The 17724-nt window shown below is 61.7% G+C and carries 16 protein-coding genes and 1 pseudogene; 5 read left to right on the forward strand and 12 right to left on the reverse strand.

The genetic code is table 11. From position 1 onward, the window contains the following. Positions 1–60 precede the first annotated feature (60 nt). The 3 genes and pseudogenes from ACZ5MJ_RS07600 to ACZ5MJ_RS07610 form a co-directional block, all read left to right on the forward strand. A pseudogene (locus tag ACZ5MJ_RS07600) lies at positions 61–832 on the forward strand (ISNCY family transposase); the annotation flags it as partial. Positions 833–1185: 353 nt separating this feature from the next. Next, positions 1186–1416, forward strand: coding sequence for an AbrB/MazE/SpoVT family DNA-binding domain-containing protein (locus ACZ5MJ_RS07605; RefSeq protein WP_464223214.1), 231 nt, complete (start codon positions 1186–1188; stop codon positions 1414–1416). Beyond that, positions 1406–1834 carry a PIN domain-containing protein gene (locus tag ACZ5MJ_RS07610; RefSeq protein WP_464223215.1) on the forward strand — a complete coding sequence of 143 codons (429 nt, stop codon included), beginning with the start codon at positions 1406–1408 and terminating at the stop codon, positions 1832–1834. The genes ACZ5MJ_RS07605 and ACZ5MJ_RS07610 overlap by 11 nt, the downstream gene beginning before the upstream one ends. 574 nt (positions 1835–2408) lie before the next feature. Here ACZ5MJ_RS07610 and ACZ5MJ_RS07615 read toward each other — a convergent pair. From ACZ5MJ_RS07615 to ACZ5MJ_RS07645, 7 genes are all read right to left on the reverse strand, one after another. Next, the gene (locus ACZ5MJ_RS07615) at positions 2409–3449 is read right to left on the reverse strand and encodes a Wadjet anti-phage system protein JetD domain-containing protein (RefSeq protein WP_464223216.1); all 1041 of its coding nucleotides are present in this window, start codon (positions 3447–3449) and stop codon (positions 2409–2411) included. After that, positions 3446–7846 (reverse strand): coiled-coil domain-containing protein, encoded by a 4401-nt coding sequence (locus tag ACZ5MJ_RS07620; RefSeq protein ID WP_464223217.1) that lies wholly within the window; start codon positions 7844–7846, stop codon positions 3446–3448. Before ACZ5MJ_RS07620 ends, ACZ5MJ_RS07615 begins: the two co-directional genes overlap by 4 nt. Before the next feature lie 2 nt (positions 7847–7848). Next, a complete protein-coding gene (locus ACZ5MJ_RS07625; RefSeq protein ID WP_464223218.1) occupies positions 7849–8580 on the reverse strand; it encodes a hypothetical protein in 732 nt (243 codons plus the stop codon). Continuing rightward, a complete protein-coding gene (locus tag ACZ5MJ_RS07630) occupies positions 8577–10013 on the reverse strand; it encodes a hypothetical protein (RefSeq protein WP_464223219.1) in 1437 nt (478 codons plus the stop codon). The genes ACZ5MJ_RS07625 and ACZ5MJ_RS07630 overlap by 4 nt, the downstream gene beginning before the upstream one ends. Before the next feature lie 131 nt (positions 10014–10144). Beyond that, on the reverse strand, positions 10145–10411 hold the full coding sequence (locus ACZ5MJ_RS07635; protein ID WP_464223762.1) for a hypothetical protein: 267 nt from the start codon (positions 10409–10411) through the stop codon (positions 10145–10147). Further along, positions 10332–10526 carry a DUF3320 domain-containing protein gene (locus tag ACZ5MJ_RS07640; RefSeq protein WP_464223221.1) on the reverse strand — a complete coding sequence of 65 codons (195 nt, stop codon included), beginning with the start codon at positions 10524–10526 and terminating at the stop codon, positions 10332–10334. Before ACZ5MJ_RS07640 ends, ACZ5MJ_RS07635 begins: the two co-directional genes overlap by 80 nt. A gap of 7 nt (positions 10527–10533) precedes the next feature. Continuing rightward, complete coding sequence (locus tag ACZ5MJ_RS07645; protein ID WP_464223222.1) at positions 10534–11649, reverse strand: hypothetical protein; 1116 nt, start codon at positions 11647–11649, stop codon at positions 10534–10536. Positions 11650–11908: 259 nt separating this feature from the next. On the opposite strand from ACZ5MJ_RS07645, the gene ACZ5MJ_RS07650 reads away from it, so the two are divergent. Both ACZ5MJ_RS07650 and ACZ5MJ_RS07655 read left to right on the forward strand, forming a co-directional pair. Further along, a complete protein-coding gene (locus ACZ5MJ_RS07650; RefSeq protein ID WP_464223223.1) occupies positions 11909–12172 on the forward strand; it encodes a helix-turn-helix domain-containing protein in 264 nt (87 codons plus the stop codon). A 1-nt stretch (position 12173) separates the two neighbouring features. Beyond that, positions 12174–13514 (forward strand): type II toxin-antitoxin system HipA family toxin, encoded by a 1341-nt coding sequence (locus ACZ5MJ_RS07655; RefSeq protein ID WP_464223224.1) that lies wholly within the window; start codon positions 12174–12176, stop codon positions 13512–13514. Positions 13515–13868: 354 nt separating this feature from the next. On the opposite strand, the gene ACZ5MJ_RS07660 is transcribed toward ACZ5MJ_RS07655, so the two are convergent. The 5 genes from ACZ5MJ_RS07660 to ACZ5MJ_RS07680 form a co-directional block, all read right to left on the reverse strand. Next, the gene (locus tag ACZ5MJ_RS07660) at positions 13869–14774 is read right to left on the reverse strand and encodes a LysR substrate-binding domain-containing protein (RefSeq protein WP_464223225.1); all 906 of its coding nucleotides are present in this window, start codon (positions 14772–14774) and stop codon (positions 13869–13871) included. A 138-nt stretch (positions 14775–14912) separates the two neighbouring features. Further along, positions 14913–15683, reverse strand: a complete 771-nt coding sequence (locus ACZ5MJ_RS07665; protein WP_464223226.1) for an SDR family NAD(P)-dependent oxidoreductase — start codon at positions 15681–15683, stop codon at positions 14913–14915. A 17-nt stretch (positions 15684–15700) separates the two neighbouring features. After that, on the reverse strand, positions 15701–16144 hold the full coding sequence (locus tag ACZ5MJ_RS07670) for an ester cyclase (protein ID WP_464223227.1): 444 nt from the start codon (positions 16142–16144) through the stop codon (positions 15701–15703). A 59-nt stretch (positions 16145–16203) separates the two neighbouring features. After that, positions 16204–16980 carry an SDR family NAD(P)-dependent oxidoreductase gene (locus ACZ5MJ_RS07675; protein WP_464223228.1) on the reverse strand — a complete coding sequence of 259 codons (777 nt, stop codon included), beginning with the start codon at positions 16978–16980 and terminating at the stop codon, positions 16204–16206. A gap of 112 nt (positions 16981–17092) precedes the next feature. Beyond that, on the reverse strand, positions 17093–17518 hold the full coding sequence (locus ACZ5MJ_RS07680) for a DoxX family protein (protein WP_464223229.1): 426 nt from the start codon (positions 17516–17518) through the stop codon (positions 17093–17095). Positions 17519–17724: the final 206 nt, after the last annotated feature.

Consider the following 17724-nt stretch of genomic DNA (forward strand, 5'->3'; position numbering starts at 1 on the left):
TCACCTGAGGCTGACTCCTCGTACGCTCCGAGTTTCGTCGGGCGCTACGGGGAGGCAGCCATGCACGAACAGGGATTGGTGACCATGAGCATGCGCGAAGTTGACCGCATGAAGGTGATTCAGGCTGTAGCCGGTGGACATTTGGCGCGTTGGCAAGGAGCTGAGCGCCTGGGTATCAGTGCACGGCATGTCGGACGGCTCGTTTTGCGGCTTCTGGAGGACGGTGCCAGCGGACTAGTCTCTCGCAAGCGCGGCCGTCCCAGTAACCGGCAATTGCCGCCCGGCCTGGAATCCCGTGTTCGCGGCCTGATCCGTGACAGCGATCCCGACTTCGGGCCCACGCTGGCCTGCGAGAAGCTACGGGAGCGCCACGGCATCGAGATCTCGCCGGCTTGCGTACGCCGCATCATGATCGACTCCGGTTTCTGGGTGCCGCGCAAGCTACGCCCGCCCAAGGTCCACCAGCCGCGCAACCGTCGCGCCTGCCTGGGCGAGCTGGTGCAGATCGACGGCTCCGACCACGCCTGGTTCGAGGACCGGGCACCGGCCTGCACGCCGCTGGTGTTTGTCGATGACGCGACCGGGCAGCTGATGCAACTGCTCTTCGTACCGATCGAGTCGACACCGGCGTATTTCGCCGCTACGCGCACCTATGTCGAGCGCCACGGCAAGCCACTGGCGTTCTATTCCGACAAGGCCGGCATCTTCCGCGTCAACGCCAAAGACAGCGCCGAAGGCCGCGGCTGCACGCAGTTCGGGCGCGCGCTGTTCGAATATCCTGAGCGCCAATTCGAGCCCGGCGAAGGGGCGTGTGGAGCGGATGAACGGCACGGAGGACTCCGACGCGCCGAAGCGCGATGCAACAGAAATCGCACCGGGCCGGTAACGCCTCCAAATTACGGCTTGTTGCCCCAGTTGACGTTTGCGGAACTGACGCCTGAATGTCAGAGCACGCCCTCATCGAACGACTCTTCCTGGGCGAACGGAGCCGCTCGCCCATAAATTGCTGCACCTTCCCCGGTCCAAGGAAGGCGCGTCCTGCGGCGCAGTCCGCAGATCACGTTCATTTTGTGGGGTAAATTCAGGCGCCGAGTGACTAATCCTGCCTCTCCGGCGAGGGCCGCAAGCTTGCATTTTTCCTGTCCGGATATACAATTTAATGGATGTATATCAAAGGAGTGGATCATGCAAGTGGCGAAGTGGGGCAATAGCCTTGCCGTCCGGCTACCCGCGAGCGTCGTCGAGGCGCTCGGCCTGAAAGAAGGCGATGACATCGAAATTTGCGCCGATCAGTCCGGCGCGTTCTCTGTTAGCAAGAAACCCACTGCGGGCGAGCGTATCGCGCGGCTGCGCAGCTATCGGGGGCGTCTACCCGCGGACTTCAAATTCGACCGGGAATCGTTGAATGAGCGTTGAGATTCCCACGCGGTTTGCAGTCGATAGCAATGTCATCGCGTACCTCTTCTCAGGTGACGCGGCGAAGGCGGATAGGGCAGAGGCGATTCTGTTGACTGAGCCTAAGCCGGTGATCAGCATACAAGTCATGAACGAGGTCACGCTCGTGCTGCGACGGAAGATGAGCCTTGAGTGGCCTGAGATCAACGCTTTGATGAGCGATGTCGAGGAGTTCTGCGAGGTCGTGCCAGTTACGCTGGAAATCCACAAGGAAGCCCGGCGCATAGCTGAGCAATACGGTTTTCGGTTTTACGACGCGTGCATCGTGGCGTTCGCGCTGAGCGAGCAATGTGAGGTGCTCTATAGCGAGGACATGCAGCACGGCCAGGTCATATTCGACCGGCTAACGGTTATCAATCCCTTCCTGTCGCCGAGCTAGCCGGAACGCTTAGGCCGAGTCTGGCGAGCGCATAGGGCAATGGGCCCACCGTACTCGGCGACTACTTGCGTAGAGAACGTACTCGATATGCTCTCTCCCGTCTTTTTTCACAGGCTTTCGAAAGTCACCCAGGAACTCGCGTAAGAACTGGATGCCCTCTCGTCGCACTCGCGTGTTTTCCTCGAAGATGCTATGTAGCCTCGGGAAAGTCGTGAGATCGATCACGCGTAGCTCTCGCAAAGCTCGAAAGTGTCCTAGTGTTGCATAACGTCGGTTCTCGCCTGGTCCGACAGTTTCGGCGATTGCGGTCTCGTTGTCGAACGCGCCGTAAAGCACTGATCCCAGCAGCGAGCGGACGAGGCGCCTGGCTTTCTGTATCCTTTGAGTTGATTGACAATGGTGTTGCCAGAGTCGTCGCCGCGCAAATCTCTCCATTTCTCGCGCCAGCAAATGCCCTGCGCGGTTGACGGTAAAAGCGACGGCAAGGCCCCCTGTCGATCATAGCCATTCCCTTTAACCGTGCGGGTTTGGAAGGCCTGTTGATGATGGAGTGGGCCGGAGGGTTACAGCGTAGCTAGGCGAGCTTTATCGTAGCGGCCTGCTGAGCCGCCACGGTGCTAATGGCTCCAGCGTGGAGTTGCTCAGTGCCCAGCGCCTCCTGAGGTAGCCACGTGCCCGCAGACCAAACTGCTTCTAGTTCTGCTGCCAGCTCGGCTCCGAGCCAGGCGGCCGCCAGTCCAGTTGCATATGTTGCACACTCGGGCTTGTCTCGCCGTATCCCGTTTGCAAGCAACCAGCGGTACAACGGAAGCGCCGCAGAAACGGTCGGATAGCCTGGCTCGACGGAACGGTTGAAGTCCACTGGAATCGCTAAGCCCTTCGGATCCAGGTCGCCGAAGTATTCCGCTGAAGACGCTCCTGTTTCCTGAATCGCTTGGTGCAGCGCTCGCCCAGTGAGCCTGAAGTTTTCACCTCCGCCATAGATGACCGCCGTGTATCGTCGCGTGGCCTCGTTCCATTCGGCGAAGCTCCAGTACGTGTTGTGGTTTTCGACAATGAGTACGGACTTTCCAGGTGCGTCAACCTTGCGATACGGCAGCGGCTGGGGTACCCGGAAGCAACCGATGACGGAGAGTGGAAGCCGCCCGCCAAAGAGGAAGTCTCCGGCGCACATGTTGTCGAGCCGCTTCTCATCGCCGAAGATTTCCAAGGAACGCTCCTTGATGGGAACCGACGAGAAAGCCCCTCGGCGTCGGAGTAGGAAGTCGTTGATGGGCTGTAGTGCTGACAACTGCGATGGTCTCAATTCCGGCCAGAACCCCAGCTCCGGGGCCCAGGTCACGTCGGCATGGTTCACAGCAACCTTGGAACGAGGTGAGCTCTTCAGCGTGACCCAAAGTGGAAGAGCGGGCGAGCCAGCCTGTTCCCAACTTCCGGCAGCCGGCAGCGAGAGGGCGCCGCCAGCTTCCAGCTCTTTCAGCGCCCTCAGCAGCATCGCACCGCGGTCTGGGCTGTTCTGGACATCTGGGTACAGCGAGAAATAGTGCCGGCGCAGCTCGTCGAGCGGCACACGCTTGCGCGGCGACGACAGCAGCGCTTCAAGGAACGCGCTCAAGCCGTCAACTCCTCGGGTACGTCGTTGAGCTTCAAGTTCGCGAACTCGAGGTGCCAGCGTCTCGTCCTGCTGTTCTGTCCGGCGCGGCGCAGGCGGATGAACCGCTGGAACTCGCCGAGAGCGTTGAAGTCCTGAAGTGCCGTGGCGAATATCAACTGGACGTTCATGGCCTCGGCCAGCAGTCGTTGGGCGCGCCACATGGCGGGGCTGGTGGCCTTCGCGAACGGGTTGTCGAGGATGAGCGGTCCACCGGCGATACGATGTACCTGTGCGTGGTTCTCAGCCCGCAACTGGTTGATGACCAGGTACAGGAACATCGCCATGACGACGCCTTCGCCCCCGGAGTTCGAAACCCGCTCAACCGGTACGTACTGCTCGGTCTCCTCAATGGACATCTTCAGGACTTGCAGTCCCAGCGGACGCCCATAAACGCGCGCCACAGCGTCGGCGATGAGGTCTGTACCGCGCTGAGGGAACACGTTCGTATCAACCAACGTGTCGAGGTAGGCGCCGAGGGTCTGGCGTCGCGTCTCGACTGGGACCGTGCCGAAGTTTGCCCGCATCTTCAGGACTTGCTTGCCACCGACGTATGGGGCGCCCACCGGCACTGACTTGTCCTTGCTCGTCGCGCGATTGAGCGTCGCGATGGCCGAGCGGACAACGGCGAGCACCTCCTCGACGCAGGCGTCGAAGTCGGCTTGCATCGACCTCAGCGTTGCCTCCGTCGTCGCGATGCGGTCGTCCAGGTGCTCCAGTAGGCGTTTGGCATCCGTGCACGCGGCACCGAACTCGTTGGCGACCATCTGCTGCGCAACATCGGGGTCAACCTCGCGGAACGCTTGCTCCGACGCAGCCACCTTGACGAGGTCGAAGGCAGCGCGGGCCTTCGTCTGCAGTTTGCTGACGCCTTGGTTCTTCCCTGTGTAGTCCTGCAGCAGCGCGTTGACTTGGTTGCTGGCGTCGGTCTCGAGAACAAGGCTGTCGGGGTCCGGCACCTCCAAGGTCATTCCCACTTGGGCGCCGATTTCCGCTGCGATGAGCACAGGATCGGGCTTGTCTTCAAACCCCATGCTGCTGCGCAGCAGCACCTCAATCTTCCCGTCGGCTTCCGCTGCTGCGCGCTGCCGATTGGCTCGGTCCGCAGCCTGGTTTGCAACTTCGTTGGCTCTTCGCATTCGCTCCAGCGCCTCGTTCACGCGGTTCGCGGCCTCGTCCATGAGCGCGGCCAGGGCATCCAGGTCCAAAGCCTCGTGAGCGGGTACCACAGGTCCGACGTTCGTCTTGTTTGAGTCGAACCACTTTTTTGACTCGCCGTTCACGACCTGCAGATTCGAAGCGGCGTTTACTTGCTCTGGCTTGGCCGCCTCCAGCGCTGCCGTGACGTTGGCCAATGCTTCTTCATGGTTCGCATTCATGAAGGGCCTAAGGTCCGCCATCTGCACACCCTTGAACTCGCGGGTGAACTCCTTGGCTTTGTCCTCGCGGCGCTTTCGCGTATCCTCCAGCTTGTGCGCCAACAGCCCTAGTCGCTCTTTTTCCTCGGCCAAGTAGGCAGCTTGGGCGTCGCGATAAATGCGGCGCAATGTCTCCATTGGCCGTGGGTTCTGCAGTAACTGTTCCTGGGCCGGATAGTCCTTGTCATAGTGAGCGACGCCCGCCCGCTCTTCGCCGGCGAGCCTGAGCTCATGGTCCGTGCTCACGCGCAAGCCCTGGTCGCGGTCGTGTTCCTCCTGCAGCTGTTCGAGGTTCTCGTCCGCTGCCGACTTTCTCGCCTGCGCTGCGCTGATGTCTTGCACTACCTCCGCCATTCGCCGGACGCGCTCTGCATGGCCGGATTCGTGCTCATTCTGGAAGCTGCTGACTGCTGACGTGGACAGGACTGCGGCCTGGCGTCGGATATCGGCTGCCTGTGCTTGTTGCTCCAGCCCTTGCGCCTTCTCATCGAGTTCAAGGGCCAGCGACTCGAGGGACTCGGCCCGTTCCTTCGCCGTGGCGACGTCTTCCTCCAGGGCTGTCTTGTCCGCTCGCGCCTGCCCAAGCTTGCCGTCGCCGAACTCCTTCGCGTACGCATCCAGCTCGTGAGTTGCCCGCAGCGTTTGGTCGTGGCGTTCCCGATACGCGGACCGGCGCTCATCTTCGTCGGCGACGCGGAGTTCGAGGGAAACGCTCAGCTTCGCAGCAGCCTCGACGTTGAAGGCCGAATCATCCTCGGCAGGGACGACCACGCGCTCCGCTATATGCGCTGCTGGTTCAAGTGTTGCCGCAGCTACGACCACGGGGCGCGTGGGCAGGCGCGTCGCCCAGGCGACGGCCTTGGCCTTGTCAAGTTCCGTGGACGCTACGGAGACACCAAGGAAGCGGGCTGGGTCGCTCGCTACGAGCGCTCGCGCTTTGGAGGCATCCGGCAGCGCACGAGAGATGTACTCGTTATAGGCTTTCGCCGAGCGCACTCCTGCCTGTAGAAGCGCCTGGACGACGAGTGCGACGTCGGCGCTGTAGCCGGCAACCCCGGTCTCCTCAATAGCCTGTTTGGCGGCGCGCAACTCCGCAAGCCGAACGTCTCCCTGCGATACCTGCTTTGCCGAATCAGCGACGACTTCGCGCAGGCGAGCAGGCAGGGCTAGAGACAGCGGGTCGACGCGGTCGGATTCGACGGCGTTCAGAAGGGCAGGCAACTGAGCCAGTCGTTCGAGTTCGGTCTCTCCTCGTGCGATGAACTCGCCGAGTGCCCGAGCCTTGCCAGACAACTCGGCTGCACGCACGTGTTCCGCTGCGGCGGACTGTCGATGCTCCCGCGCCTCCTTGGCGCAGCGTTCCCGGGATGCTCGATGCACGTCACGCTCAGCAGCCGCAGTCGCAGCTTCAGTATCAAGGCGTTCGAGCGCCTCGTCCGTCGTCTCTTCTGGTCCCCGAAATGTCTTGTCCGCTTCCAATGCTTCACGGCGCCGGGCATAGGATTCCTCAGCCGCTTGAAGCTTTGAGCGTTCCTCCACGTAGCGAATCTCTTCGGCTTCGGCGTTGGCCCGCTGGTTGCGAAGAGATGTTCGCTCGTTGTCCCGTACGCGAGCCCTTTCGTCGAGTGCTTGGAGTGCCGCCTTAAGCCGTTGCTCTTCGTTGAACAGTGCACGACGGAGCAGCGCTCCTTGAATCTCGGCATGATCCTTCGTTGGCTTGAGATTTGCCCGTTCGGCTTCGGCCAGCGCGTCAAGCTCCTTGAGCTCTTCGTCGATGCCGACGATTTCCGTCTGAAGCCGTGCGGCCCGGATGAGCCGTTCGTCCCGCTCCAGGTCTTTTACCCGGCCATCTGCAGCCTCCTTGCGCGCCTTTGCCTGCGCACTGCGCTTCTGATGCCAAGCCCAGGTGACCGTCGCCTGCTCCTTCGTGTGGAATGCCGAGTCCGCAAGCGCAGCCGAAGCCAGTTGTCGCTGGGTCTGCTCGAATTCCGCCTCTCGGGCGTGGTCGAGGCGCAATGAGACGGCGCGGGCCTGCAGAGCCTGGACCATCTGAGCGCCCCGAATCAACATTGAGCGCTGCGCAGTCAGCGTCTCGAGGTACAGCTGGGCAGCTTCGGCGAAAGCGTTCAGCGACGCCCGGAACTTGGTCAGCTCATCACGACGCCTCTGGAACTGAGGCTTGCGGCGATGCTTCTCGCATACCGCAACCACGAGCTTGCGCGCCTCGTCGGCCTTCGTGGTGTCGCTAGTCAGATGCAGGAATTTGCGCAGGAACTCGCCTTCCGTCTTGAAGTCGAGGAAGCCCGTGTCAAAACCGCCTTCCTGGGCCGAGAAGTTGACTTGCATGCGCAGCATGTCCAGGTCAATGAGCCGCTCGTCTTTCAGGTGCCGCTGCCACTCTGCTTGGCGGTTGTGGCTGATGAAGACATCACCCGGGTACTTCTTCTGCTGCGCGTGTAGCCAGCGCGAAAACTCCTGCATGGAGGTCGGCGTGGGCTGCGCCAGACTGGGAGCCGGGATGTCCGCCAGGCCGAGGTCGGCGTGCTCCTCGAATGAGAAAAACATGCGGTCGACTTCAGGTGGCTCGGTGTGCGACCTTACCGCGACCGCCTGACCGGTCACCAGGCGGTAGGACTTGCCCCCTGCCGTTCTGGACGGCATGAGCCATTCAACGATGATGAAACCAGGCGCGCCATCGTGAGTGAAGTACTGAGAGAACGTGTTGTGCTTGCTCTGGATATGCTTGAGAAACTTCTCTTGAGCGGTCTCGAAGCACGAGAACACAAGACCGATGAGCGTGGTCTTGCCGCCGCCGTTCTCCAGGTTGATGAGCGTGTCGGTGGGTTGGCCACTGTCCGGGTCAGTCAGCTCGAAGGTCATCCCTTCGTACCATGCGGTGCGGTAACCACAGTTGCCCAGGTGGATGCGGGATATCTTCTGCATGGTCACGCCACCTTGCGCTCGGTCGTGGCCAATTGCGCCATCTCGTAGAGTCGCCGCAGTGCCAGTTCTCGCAGTTGCACACGCAGGCGAAAGGTGGGCGTGTAGGTCGCTGCCGCCTCGTCTTCCGCGTCGCGGTCAAGCCGAACAAGGCCGTTCTGCGCCATCTGGTTCAGCGCAATCTTGACGACGCCGACGACCGAAGCGTGCGACGCCCGTTGACCGGACGGGATTGCTACTGGCAGTGCTGAAATCGTCTCCCAGCCAGGAGCGAGCTCAGGTGGCACGTCTGGCGGGAGGTCGGAAGTCTCCTTCAGGCGTCGCGCCAGTGCATAGAGCGTGTCGCGGCAGGTGGCTACGGACGCCGGGGGCGGGGAGTAGTTGTCGTCGTCCAGTCCATCAGTCGTTGGGAAGAAGACCGAGGCGATGGCGATGTGGGCAAGCACGAGTGCGGCCTTCTGGTCTGGAGTCATGCCGCTGCGGATATCTGTGAGACGCACTGCGAAGCGGCTGTCCTTGGAGGCCGGAACTACGATGAGCCCGCGCTGCTCGCTTAAGTCGAGAATCTGCAGCTCCATGCCGGCCGCGATATCCTCGACGTGTCGTCTGAACATCGGGTCCGCCCTGCACAGGGCAAGTAGCTCGCGGTACTCCGAGTCGTTGATGGGCGACAGCGTCGTGTGCAGCGCCTTGTAGGTCAGTCGCGCAGCGTTGCGAACGTTAGATTCAGTGTTCATTCGGACTCTCCCTGGGGAACGAACTCGAGGGTACTGCCTTGGGCGATATCGAGATGAAAGGTGTCTCCCGTGAGTTCGACGCTCACGTTCTTGAACTCGCTCTCGGACCGCGCGAACGAGCGGAACAGAATGAGAACGAGGCACCGCCGCGTCGTCCGGTCCAGGCCTTCATCCTCCGCGGCATCCAGCAGTTGGTCGATGCGCTGCCGTTGACCCGTGGAGAACTTGCCTGTCAGCCAGTAGTTGGCGCGTTGCACGAGCTCCTTTGAAAACTGGTCGGGCAGGGGTTCGAGCTTCTCAATGGAGCCTGGGTCAGTTTCGACCTCTGCGTCTTCCCCACGCTGCTCCAGTAGCAGGGCGAACACCGAGTTCAGGTCGTACACCCTCGGACAAACCGGTGGATACAGTGCACTAATAAAGACGTCCGCCTCTGCCGAGAGCACTTGGGTCGGAAGGTTGACGAGCTGCGGAAGGAGCTGCGGCTCAAGGTCTGGGAGACCGGTGGGTTTGCGTGCACGGAAGACGGCGCGCTGCGCCTCGATGAAACGCTCGGGCGCTACGTTGATGTCAGTGACAAGCTGCAGTCGGATGAGGCTGGCGCTACGGATGGTTTCCTTCAACTGCACGAGGCTCTCGCGCGTCTTCGGTTCATCGGCGCCAAGCAGGGCCTCGCCAACGGCCTCCTCCATCCGGGCGTCTTCGGCTTGGCGCTGACGCACGTGCGTTCGTGCCTCGTCGAGCCGCCCAGCCATGTCGCGGCTCCAGTTGACGCTGCCTGGCGCTCGATAGGCTTGATAGAGCCGGTCACGAATCAGTTGGCGGTACTCGATGGAGTACTTCCGGGCTCGCCGGGCAATCTCGACGGCTGCTTCGAACCGGCCGCGGCGCACAAGCAGGTCGAGCATCTTCTCCATCAGCTCTTGCGAGTCCTCCGGCGCGAGGTCGAGCATCCCCAAGTAGACGAGGTAGCCTTCGGCGGTGGGTCGGTAGCGGTAGATGTCATCAGCGTCTGGTTCGAAGCGGACCAGTCGGTATCGGACCGACTTAGTTGTGCCTGTAGACGCGTCGAAGAACTCCGCTGTGAACTCCCTGTGGTTGTTGGCCTTGTTGTCGAGCGCGTCGAGGACAACTTCCGCGATGCGGCGCGCTTGAGGCGACGTGAGGCTAGGCTTCATGCGACCGGCGACGTACCCCAGGTGGGTCACAACCTCGACCGAGGTGCTCCCGCCGGAGACTGTCGTCGCCTCCATCATCAGGTCAAGGGCAGATAATGCGAGGTAGTGGGTGTCGATTCCGTGGAACAGTGTCCTGTCCGCTCCGCCCTCGTCACCAAGCATCGTCTTATAGCGCTCGAGTTGGAAGATGGGCCGGAGGAGCAGCAGGTTGCGCTGCTGACGCGATAAGTCCAGCAGGTCTGCGGAGCCACCATTCAATCGCACTCTGCCCTCGGAGGATGCCAGTGGTCCAGGCTCAGCCGGGACTATCTCGTGCGACGCAAGGTCCTGTTTCGAGTCCAACGATGTCGCTTCCTGGTGCGGCACTGCTCCCTCCTGAGAACGTCTACTTAGTGCCCTGTCGACTGCAAGGCTTGCTCCAAGCGCGTTCGGCTGGAGGCACGCGGCTGCTGGAGGCCCAGTTTCCGCGCCATTGCGTAATATACTGCTTCGCCTTCCGTCTCTTGTGTGATTACTGTGCGGGCCAGCGAAGCCAGTTCCGGAAGACTGATCTCGTCGGCCGCCCGCACGCTGTCCTCATCGGCAGGCGCCCCGGAAAGGAGGTTCCGCTGCGGGATCAAGATGTTCGGGCCAGTAGAACGTACCAACTTCTTCATCTGTCGTCCGATAGCGGGCCCGAGTGATTTGAAACACGCGCTCGCGGATGCGTCCACCGGTGCGCAGCCAGCCGTGGGCGCGGGCGATGCGGCGAGCCAGGAGGGGGTCAAGCACAGGCCCCTCATGATCGATGACATGAGGCAATCATGGCCGAGAGGATGTCGGTGTAATTACTGTCGAAGAAGCGATCGGGATCTGCTCCCGCGACAGCTTCGGCGGGATTGGTGACCTGATAGCGTGATTCTTTTGATGGCGCTGTTTCCGCAGCATCGCTATTGACTGGCGCTGCAGAGGCTTGTCGCGCAAAGACTTCCTCCGCTGGCTGCGATCGAACTTTCGCAGGAGCTTTCGGTGCGATCGGGGCTGTAGCCGAGATGGGCGCGGTGGGGCCTTTGTCTAGCTCCGTTGCTGACGCCATGGCTTGCTCGATAGCAGCTTGCGCCAAGCGCTCGGCCTCGGCTTCGCGCTTGGCCTGTTCGGCACGCCGCTCGCGCTGGACTGTGAGCAAGGCTTGCATCCGTGCGTCCAGCCTGTCGAGCGTACCGGCTGGATCGATCCACCAGTCGATGGACCAGACCCGCACGATTTCCCATCCCAGGCCGCGCAGGACCTGCTCGCGTATTTTGTCCCGGTCGCGCGCGGTTGCGCTGCGATGGTAAGTGGCGCCATCGCATTCCACGCCCGCCAGGTAGCGCCCTGGTGCGTCGGGATCGACGATGCCGAGGTCGACGCAGAACGAGGAGGCTCCGATCTGCGGCTGGACTTGCCAGCCACGCTGGGCAAGGGCGACTAAGGCCGCGACCAAGTCGGGCAGATGCGAGATGCCGCCCCATTGATTGCGTGGCAATAACTCCGGATGGCTGTCGTGTTGTGCGAGGGCAGGGGTGGACGCATCCGCGCCCATGGAGCGCAGTGGTAGTGAGACCGTGGCCGTCTCGGCTTCGGTCAGCCGAGCCAGCAATCCGCCGTCCAGGTTCAGATCCAGATCGCGGATCGGATATCGGCAGCCCGCTGCCAGCGCATCAATACGCCAGCGATGCGGCTTGAGAAAGGGCGGGTCGGAATTCAGGATCAACTCGACCTGCTCATGCGTCTGGTCGGTCTCGTTGATTAGGCAGAGGTCCCGGACCAGCGGGATCGCATTCTGAAAGTCCGCTAAGTTCAACTTGGCGATCAGGGTAATGTCGATCTTCAGTTCGGCAGCCGTGGCCGAACCTTCTGGTTGTGTCTCGTCCATGGAATCCCTTGGTGGTGCCCCCTGTCGTAACACGCATTACGCTCTGTTACGCCCCGTCATGATATTAGCTTTAGCTGCCAGACATATCCGCAAGTAAGGCCCACAGCGGAAGAATGAGGGGGCGGACCGGCGTTGTCGCCCGTGGAACGAGTTTGGGTGGGATGAAGACCTAGCATTGCGCTTATAGTTGTTTTCCAGATATTTGACGAATATCTGTGTTTCAGCTATTGTACGTTTAGCTGAATTTCGAGTATTCTATATGCTGCCAACATCACATGTGCTGATCACTACCGTCCAACTTGGCTCGGTACTGCAGGCGGCGCGCAAGGCGCAAGACCTGACCCAATCGGCGCTGGCCGGACGTATCGGCCTGAGCCAGTCGCGGGTCTCCCATCTGGAACTGAACGCCGAGGAGTTGAGCGTGGGGCAACTCCTGGCTTGGTGCGCTGCGTTGGGCTTGGAGTTGACCATTGGGACCCGCGGCAGCCCTGTGGCGTCCTCCACCTTGCAGATGGACTGGTGACATGGGCCGTCAATCGCACAGCCGCAGCTTGTCTATCTGGACCAACGGCGTTCGCGTCGGGCGATGGACGATTCCTGCTCGCGGAGAGATGGAACTGCGCTACGAAGCGGATTGGGTCGGTGCCGACATTGGCCGACCGCTTTCGTTGTCGCTGCCATTCAACTTGCAGAACCTGCCGCTCAAGGGCGAGAGGGTTGCCAACTACTTCGACAACCTGCTTCCGGACAGCGATGCCATTCGCAGGCGAGTGGCCGAGCGATTCAAGACAGGATCGACCGCCCCCTTCGATCTGCTGAAAGCCATTGGGCGCGATTGCGTGGGGGCAGTGCAGATCCTGGACGAGGACGAGGTACCGAAGGACTTCGATCGTATCGAGGGCGTGCCCCTGTCCGAAGAGGACATCGAGCGGCACCTGATCGAAACCGTCTCGCTGCAAGCCTTCGCTGCGGGCCGGGACCCGGATGAGGACTTCCGAATCTCTCTGGCCGGTGCGCAGGAGAAAACAGCGTTCCTGTGGTGGGGCGGGCAGTGGCTCGCACCACGTGGCGCCACGCCGACGAGCCACATCTGCAAACTCCCGCTGGGTTTGATGGGCGGGCGGCGTGCAGATTTCAGCACTTCCGTCGACAACGAATGGCTGTGCTTGCGGCTGCTGAAAGCCTATGGGCTGAATGTCGCCGACGCCCGTATCGCGACCTTCGGCCAGCAGCGCGTGCTCGTGGTGGAGCGCTTCGACCGACGCGTCGCGCCTAATGGACAGTGGCTCATGCGTCTGCCACAGGAAGATTTCTGCCAGGTCGAGGGTTGTTCGCCGCTTCGCAAGTACGAGAACGAGGGTGGTCCAGGACTCAAGGCCATGTTCGCCACGCTACGGCAGTCAATGAACGCCGAGGCCGACATGAAAACGTTGATGGCGGCGCAGGTGCTGTTCTGGTTGCTGCGAGCGCCCGATGGTCACGCCAAGAACTTTAGCATCCAGCTTCTGCCGCGTGGCCGCTTTCAGTTAACCCGACTGTACGACGTGATGTCGGCCTATCCGGTATTGGGAGACGGCCCCAGCCAGTGGTCGCCGTACGAAATCAAATTGGCGATGGCTTTGCTCGGCAAGAACCGACACTACGAGATGCACGGCATCCAGCGCAGGCACTTCAACAGCACCGCACAGCAAGTCGGCTTTGCCCCGACCGCTGAGCCGATCGTTGAAGAACTCCTTGCCCGTACGCCAGCGGTCATTGCCGAAGTGCAAGCCGACCTGCCGCGGGATTTCTCACCGCGTGTCGCCGACGCCATTCTGGGCGGGCTTGAGGAGGCCGCAAAGGCACTCGGCAGGATGGCAGCGTAGCTGGAAAGCCTGGTCGTTTCCAGGCGGTCTGCTGCGCGCTAAGATGTACTCAGATCGATAATCAGCCTGAAAGTGTTGACGCCCCGCAAATCGCTCCATCTCCCGCGCCAGCAAAAGATGCGCGCTTCAGACGGTAAAAGCGACGGTAAAGGCCAATGTCGATCACAGCGAAACCCTTTAACCATGCGGGTTTGCGAGATCTGTTGATGATCGAGTGGGAGTGACTTGACAGTCATTCCCGATCGAGCAATCAGGGCGCCTTCGCGGCGCCTTATTTTTTGCCAGGAAGACGATAAGCTGATTCGCTGGGCAGTGAAAATTGCCTTTCGAGCCGGCTTTGCGTGACGCTGGCTATCAGCCTGCCGGCTGGTGCAGCGCCTGGCCGGCGATAGAGGTCGCAATCTCTCGAAAATTCGCAACCGCCGGATTGTCCGTGCCGGCATGCCATGCCGCGATCAACTCATAAGGCGTCGACAGGTCATTGACGGTCATGTAGGTGACCCCGGGCTGCCGGACGCGTGCCACCCACTGCGGCACCAGCGTAACCCCAAGGCCCGCGCTGACGAGCGCAAGCAGGGTATGGAGCTGTCCGGCCTCCTGAGCGACTCGTGGCGTGAATCCGGCAGAAGCGCAGCACGCGATGATGACTTCCAGGATCCGGCTGTTCATCCTCAGGGGGAACAGAACAAACGGTTCGTTGGCGAGGTCGATAATGGACAGCGCGGACCGTGAGGCGAGCGGATGGCCGTCCGGGATTGCCGCCATCAAGGGGGCCGCTCCGAGTGCGACAGTCTTGAGCGGATGACCGGGCGAGGGCGAAGGGATGATTCCGAAATCGATGACTGAAGCGCGGAGTGCCTCGATTTGTTCCGCCCGGTCGAGCGGGTGCAACGTCAGCTTGATGTTCGGCCACTGCTTGCGGAAGTCCCGAAGCATCGGCGGCAACATCGACCAGAGCACGTTGTCCACGAAGCCGATGGCCAGGCGGCCGACCGCGCCTTCGGCCGACGAACGCGCACGATGCACGGCTTCATCAGTCCGACGAAGAAGATCGAGCGCCTCGGGCAGGAAGATCTCGCCCGGAACCGTCAGCCGAACCTTGTGGCGTGAGCGCTCCAGAAGCGGAAACCCCAGCTCCTCTTCAAGAAGCTTGACCTGATGGCTCACCGCTGACTGGACAACATGCATGCGCTCAGCGGCCCGGCCAAAATGCAATTCCTCAGCGACGGCGGCGAAGTATCGAAGTCTACGCAGATCCATGATCGGTACTCAACTATTCTGCTGCGCTAGCCAGGTTTCGGCGCCGTATCCAATCATTGTCCGGGCGACTGTTGAAGTCGACAGTTCGCTTGATAGACGAGTGCTGCGGCGACAAGCCGGTTGGGCGAGGGTTCGATCTCAGATGACGGAAAGCAGGCCGCCGTCAACGAGCAAGGCGATGCCGGTGACATAGCTCGACATGTCCGAGCCAAGCCACGCGACGACGTCACCGATTTCGGATGGCTTCCCGAGGCGGCGCAGGGGGGTGCGTTGCCGGAAGCCTTCAGAAGCCGCGGCAATGCCGGGATTCGTGCGCAGCAAGTGCGTATCGATCGTGCCGGGGCAGACCGCGTTGACGCGGATGCCGTCGGGGCCGAGCGCGTCGGCGAGGGCCTTGGCCATCAACACGACGCCCCCTTTGCTGGTCGAGTAGGCAATCGTCATGCCCGCGCCCGCGATGCCGCCCATGCTTGCCATCAATACAATGCTGCCGGGCTTGCCGCGCGCCTTCATCTGCCGTGCCGCGGCCTGCGCACCGAATAGCACGCCGTCCAGATTGACCGCCATCAGGCGCCGGTAGTCGCTTTCGGCAACGTCGGGGCCATCTTCGCGCAGCGTGATGCCTGCGTTGCAAACCATCACGTCGACGCCGCCGAACTCGGCCGCTGCCTCGACCAGTGCGTCGACCTCCGCGTGCTGCGTCACGTCGGCGCGCTGAAACCGTGCGGGAACACCCAGTGCTTCGATTGCTGCAGTCGTCGCCGTGCCGCCCTCGTGGGGCGTTTCGGTGACGTCGGAGACGATCACTGCTTTCGCACCATGGCGTGCCGAGGCAATCGCTATGGCGCGGCCGATGCCGCTCGCCGCGCCTGTGACCAGCACGACCTTGTCCTTGAGGATGTCGCTCATTTTCGGATCCCTTTTCTTCAAGCGCCATTGGCCCCGGCGGGCAATGCGCCGAGCTGTTGCATCAGGGAGAAGAGATTGGCGACACCCCAGTGCTCGGTGATCTTGCCGTCGCGCACGCGCATTGCGTCGACAGTTTCAAAGTGGATTTTTCGACCGGTCGGGGGGACACCCAGGAATGTCCCTTCATGCGTACCGTGATACGTCTTGTAGGTCGTCACCAGATCCCCGTCGGCAGTCTGCCAATGGATGTCCGCGTGGAAATCCGGAAATGCGGCGCGCAGCGCGTGGTAGAGGCCGCGCGCGCCATCCTTGTCCGGGCTGCAGTTCGGTTGCGGTGTATGGTCGAGGAAATCGTCCGCAAACAGCTCTTCGAACAAGTCGAAGTTGCCACCACCCTGAACCTCTTCGGTATTACGGCGGACGACGGCTTTCGCGGCTTCACTGGCAGTGCTGTGGGTCATGTCATGCTCCAGAACGGATGAAGATAGAGGGGTTGTCAGTTCAAAACAGTATTGGCCGGTCACGGCAGCTCGAAGCCGCCAATGGTCATCCCGCCATCGACCACGAGCATCTGGCCGATGACATAGCTCGCCGCCGGAGAACATAACCAGACCGCCGCATTGGCGACCTCGGTTGGCTGGGCTCCGCGCTTCGCGGGGATCGCGGTGCGGGCGAGTTCGGCGAAGGCAGGATTCTGGATGCTGTTCGCGGCCACCATCGGCGTCTCGGTCCATCCGGGGGCCAATGCGTTGACGCGGATTCCATGCGCGGCGTTTTCCATGGCCGCGACACGGGTCAGTCCATGCACGCCGTGCTTCGATGCCGCGTACGCGCTCATTCCGCCGGGACCGGTCAGCGCGGCGACGGAGGCGGTATTGCAAATGGCGCCGCCACCGCCTCGCTTCATCAGCGGCAACTCGTACTTCATGCCGAGGAATACGCTGCGAAGATTGACGCTGAGAACCCTGTCGAAGTCTTCCGTGGGATAGTCTTCGATCCGGTGGGTACCGCCGGTGATGCCGGCGTTGTTGAACGCCGCGTCCAGCCGGCCGGCTTCCTTGTCGATACGCGCGAGCAGCGCCGAGATGTCGTCCTCGCGTGCCACATCGATCCGCGCGACCGTGGCCTTCCCACCGGCCTTGACGATCAACTCCCGTGTCCCGGCGAGGCCCTGCTCGTTGATGTCGGCGGCGTAGACAAGTGCGCCGCGGCTGGCGAAGGCCTGTGCGGCGTGCCGACCGATGCCGGAGCCAGCGCCGGTCACCAGCACAACCTTGCCGTTGAAATCATCTGTCATGACATTCCTTCATCTGGCGTACTTATGCCGGGGATTGGCTGGTGAGTGATCTGCGCGCGAATCGCGCCGGGCGATGACGCCCAGGACGACTTCAGCGCCGTCCTGAGTGTGGTTACCGGGTGGCGGGTGCGACAGATGTCATGCGACGGCTGTCGAGGCTGAATGCGCCCGCACCATAGGCCACGACCTGGATCAACCCGCCGGCCATCGCAAGGTTCTTGAGAAAGTGGAACATCTGGTTCTGGTCGCCGAGCGCGTGGTGAAAGATCAGCGCCGTAATGAGCGAATAGGCGGCCAGCAATGCGGCAACGAGTTGCGTGCGATAGCCGATGATCAGCAGCACGCCGCCAGCCAGTTCGAGCGTCATTGCGGCCACGTAGCCAAGCATTGGAGCGGGCAGTCCCAGTGATCCGATGTAGCCGATGGTCGCCCCCGGCGCTGCAAGTTTGCCGAGACCGCTGACGAGAAAGATGGCGGCGATAAGAATGCGGCCGATCAGCGGAAGGGTCTGATTTGAGTTGAAAGAGATTGAGTTCATGGTGGATTCGTTGGCACTCGATTAAAAGGTTTTAAGGATTTGCTGGACAGCTGGCGACGCCCCCGCATGCGCACAACAATGCTGCGCGATAGATCGGTTGCCCGGACAACAAGGCTGGCCGCATCAAGAACATCAGTTGCGTCGGCTGCCTTGGAGAATTCCTTCGGGGGTGACTCGGATGAAGGTTAGGAGCAGACTGCCCTCAG

Source organism: Cupriavidus sp. LA-1, from assembly GCF_055385985.1.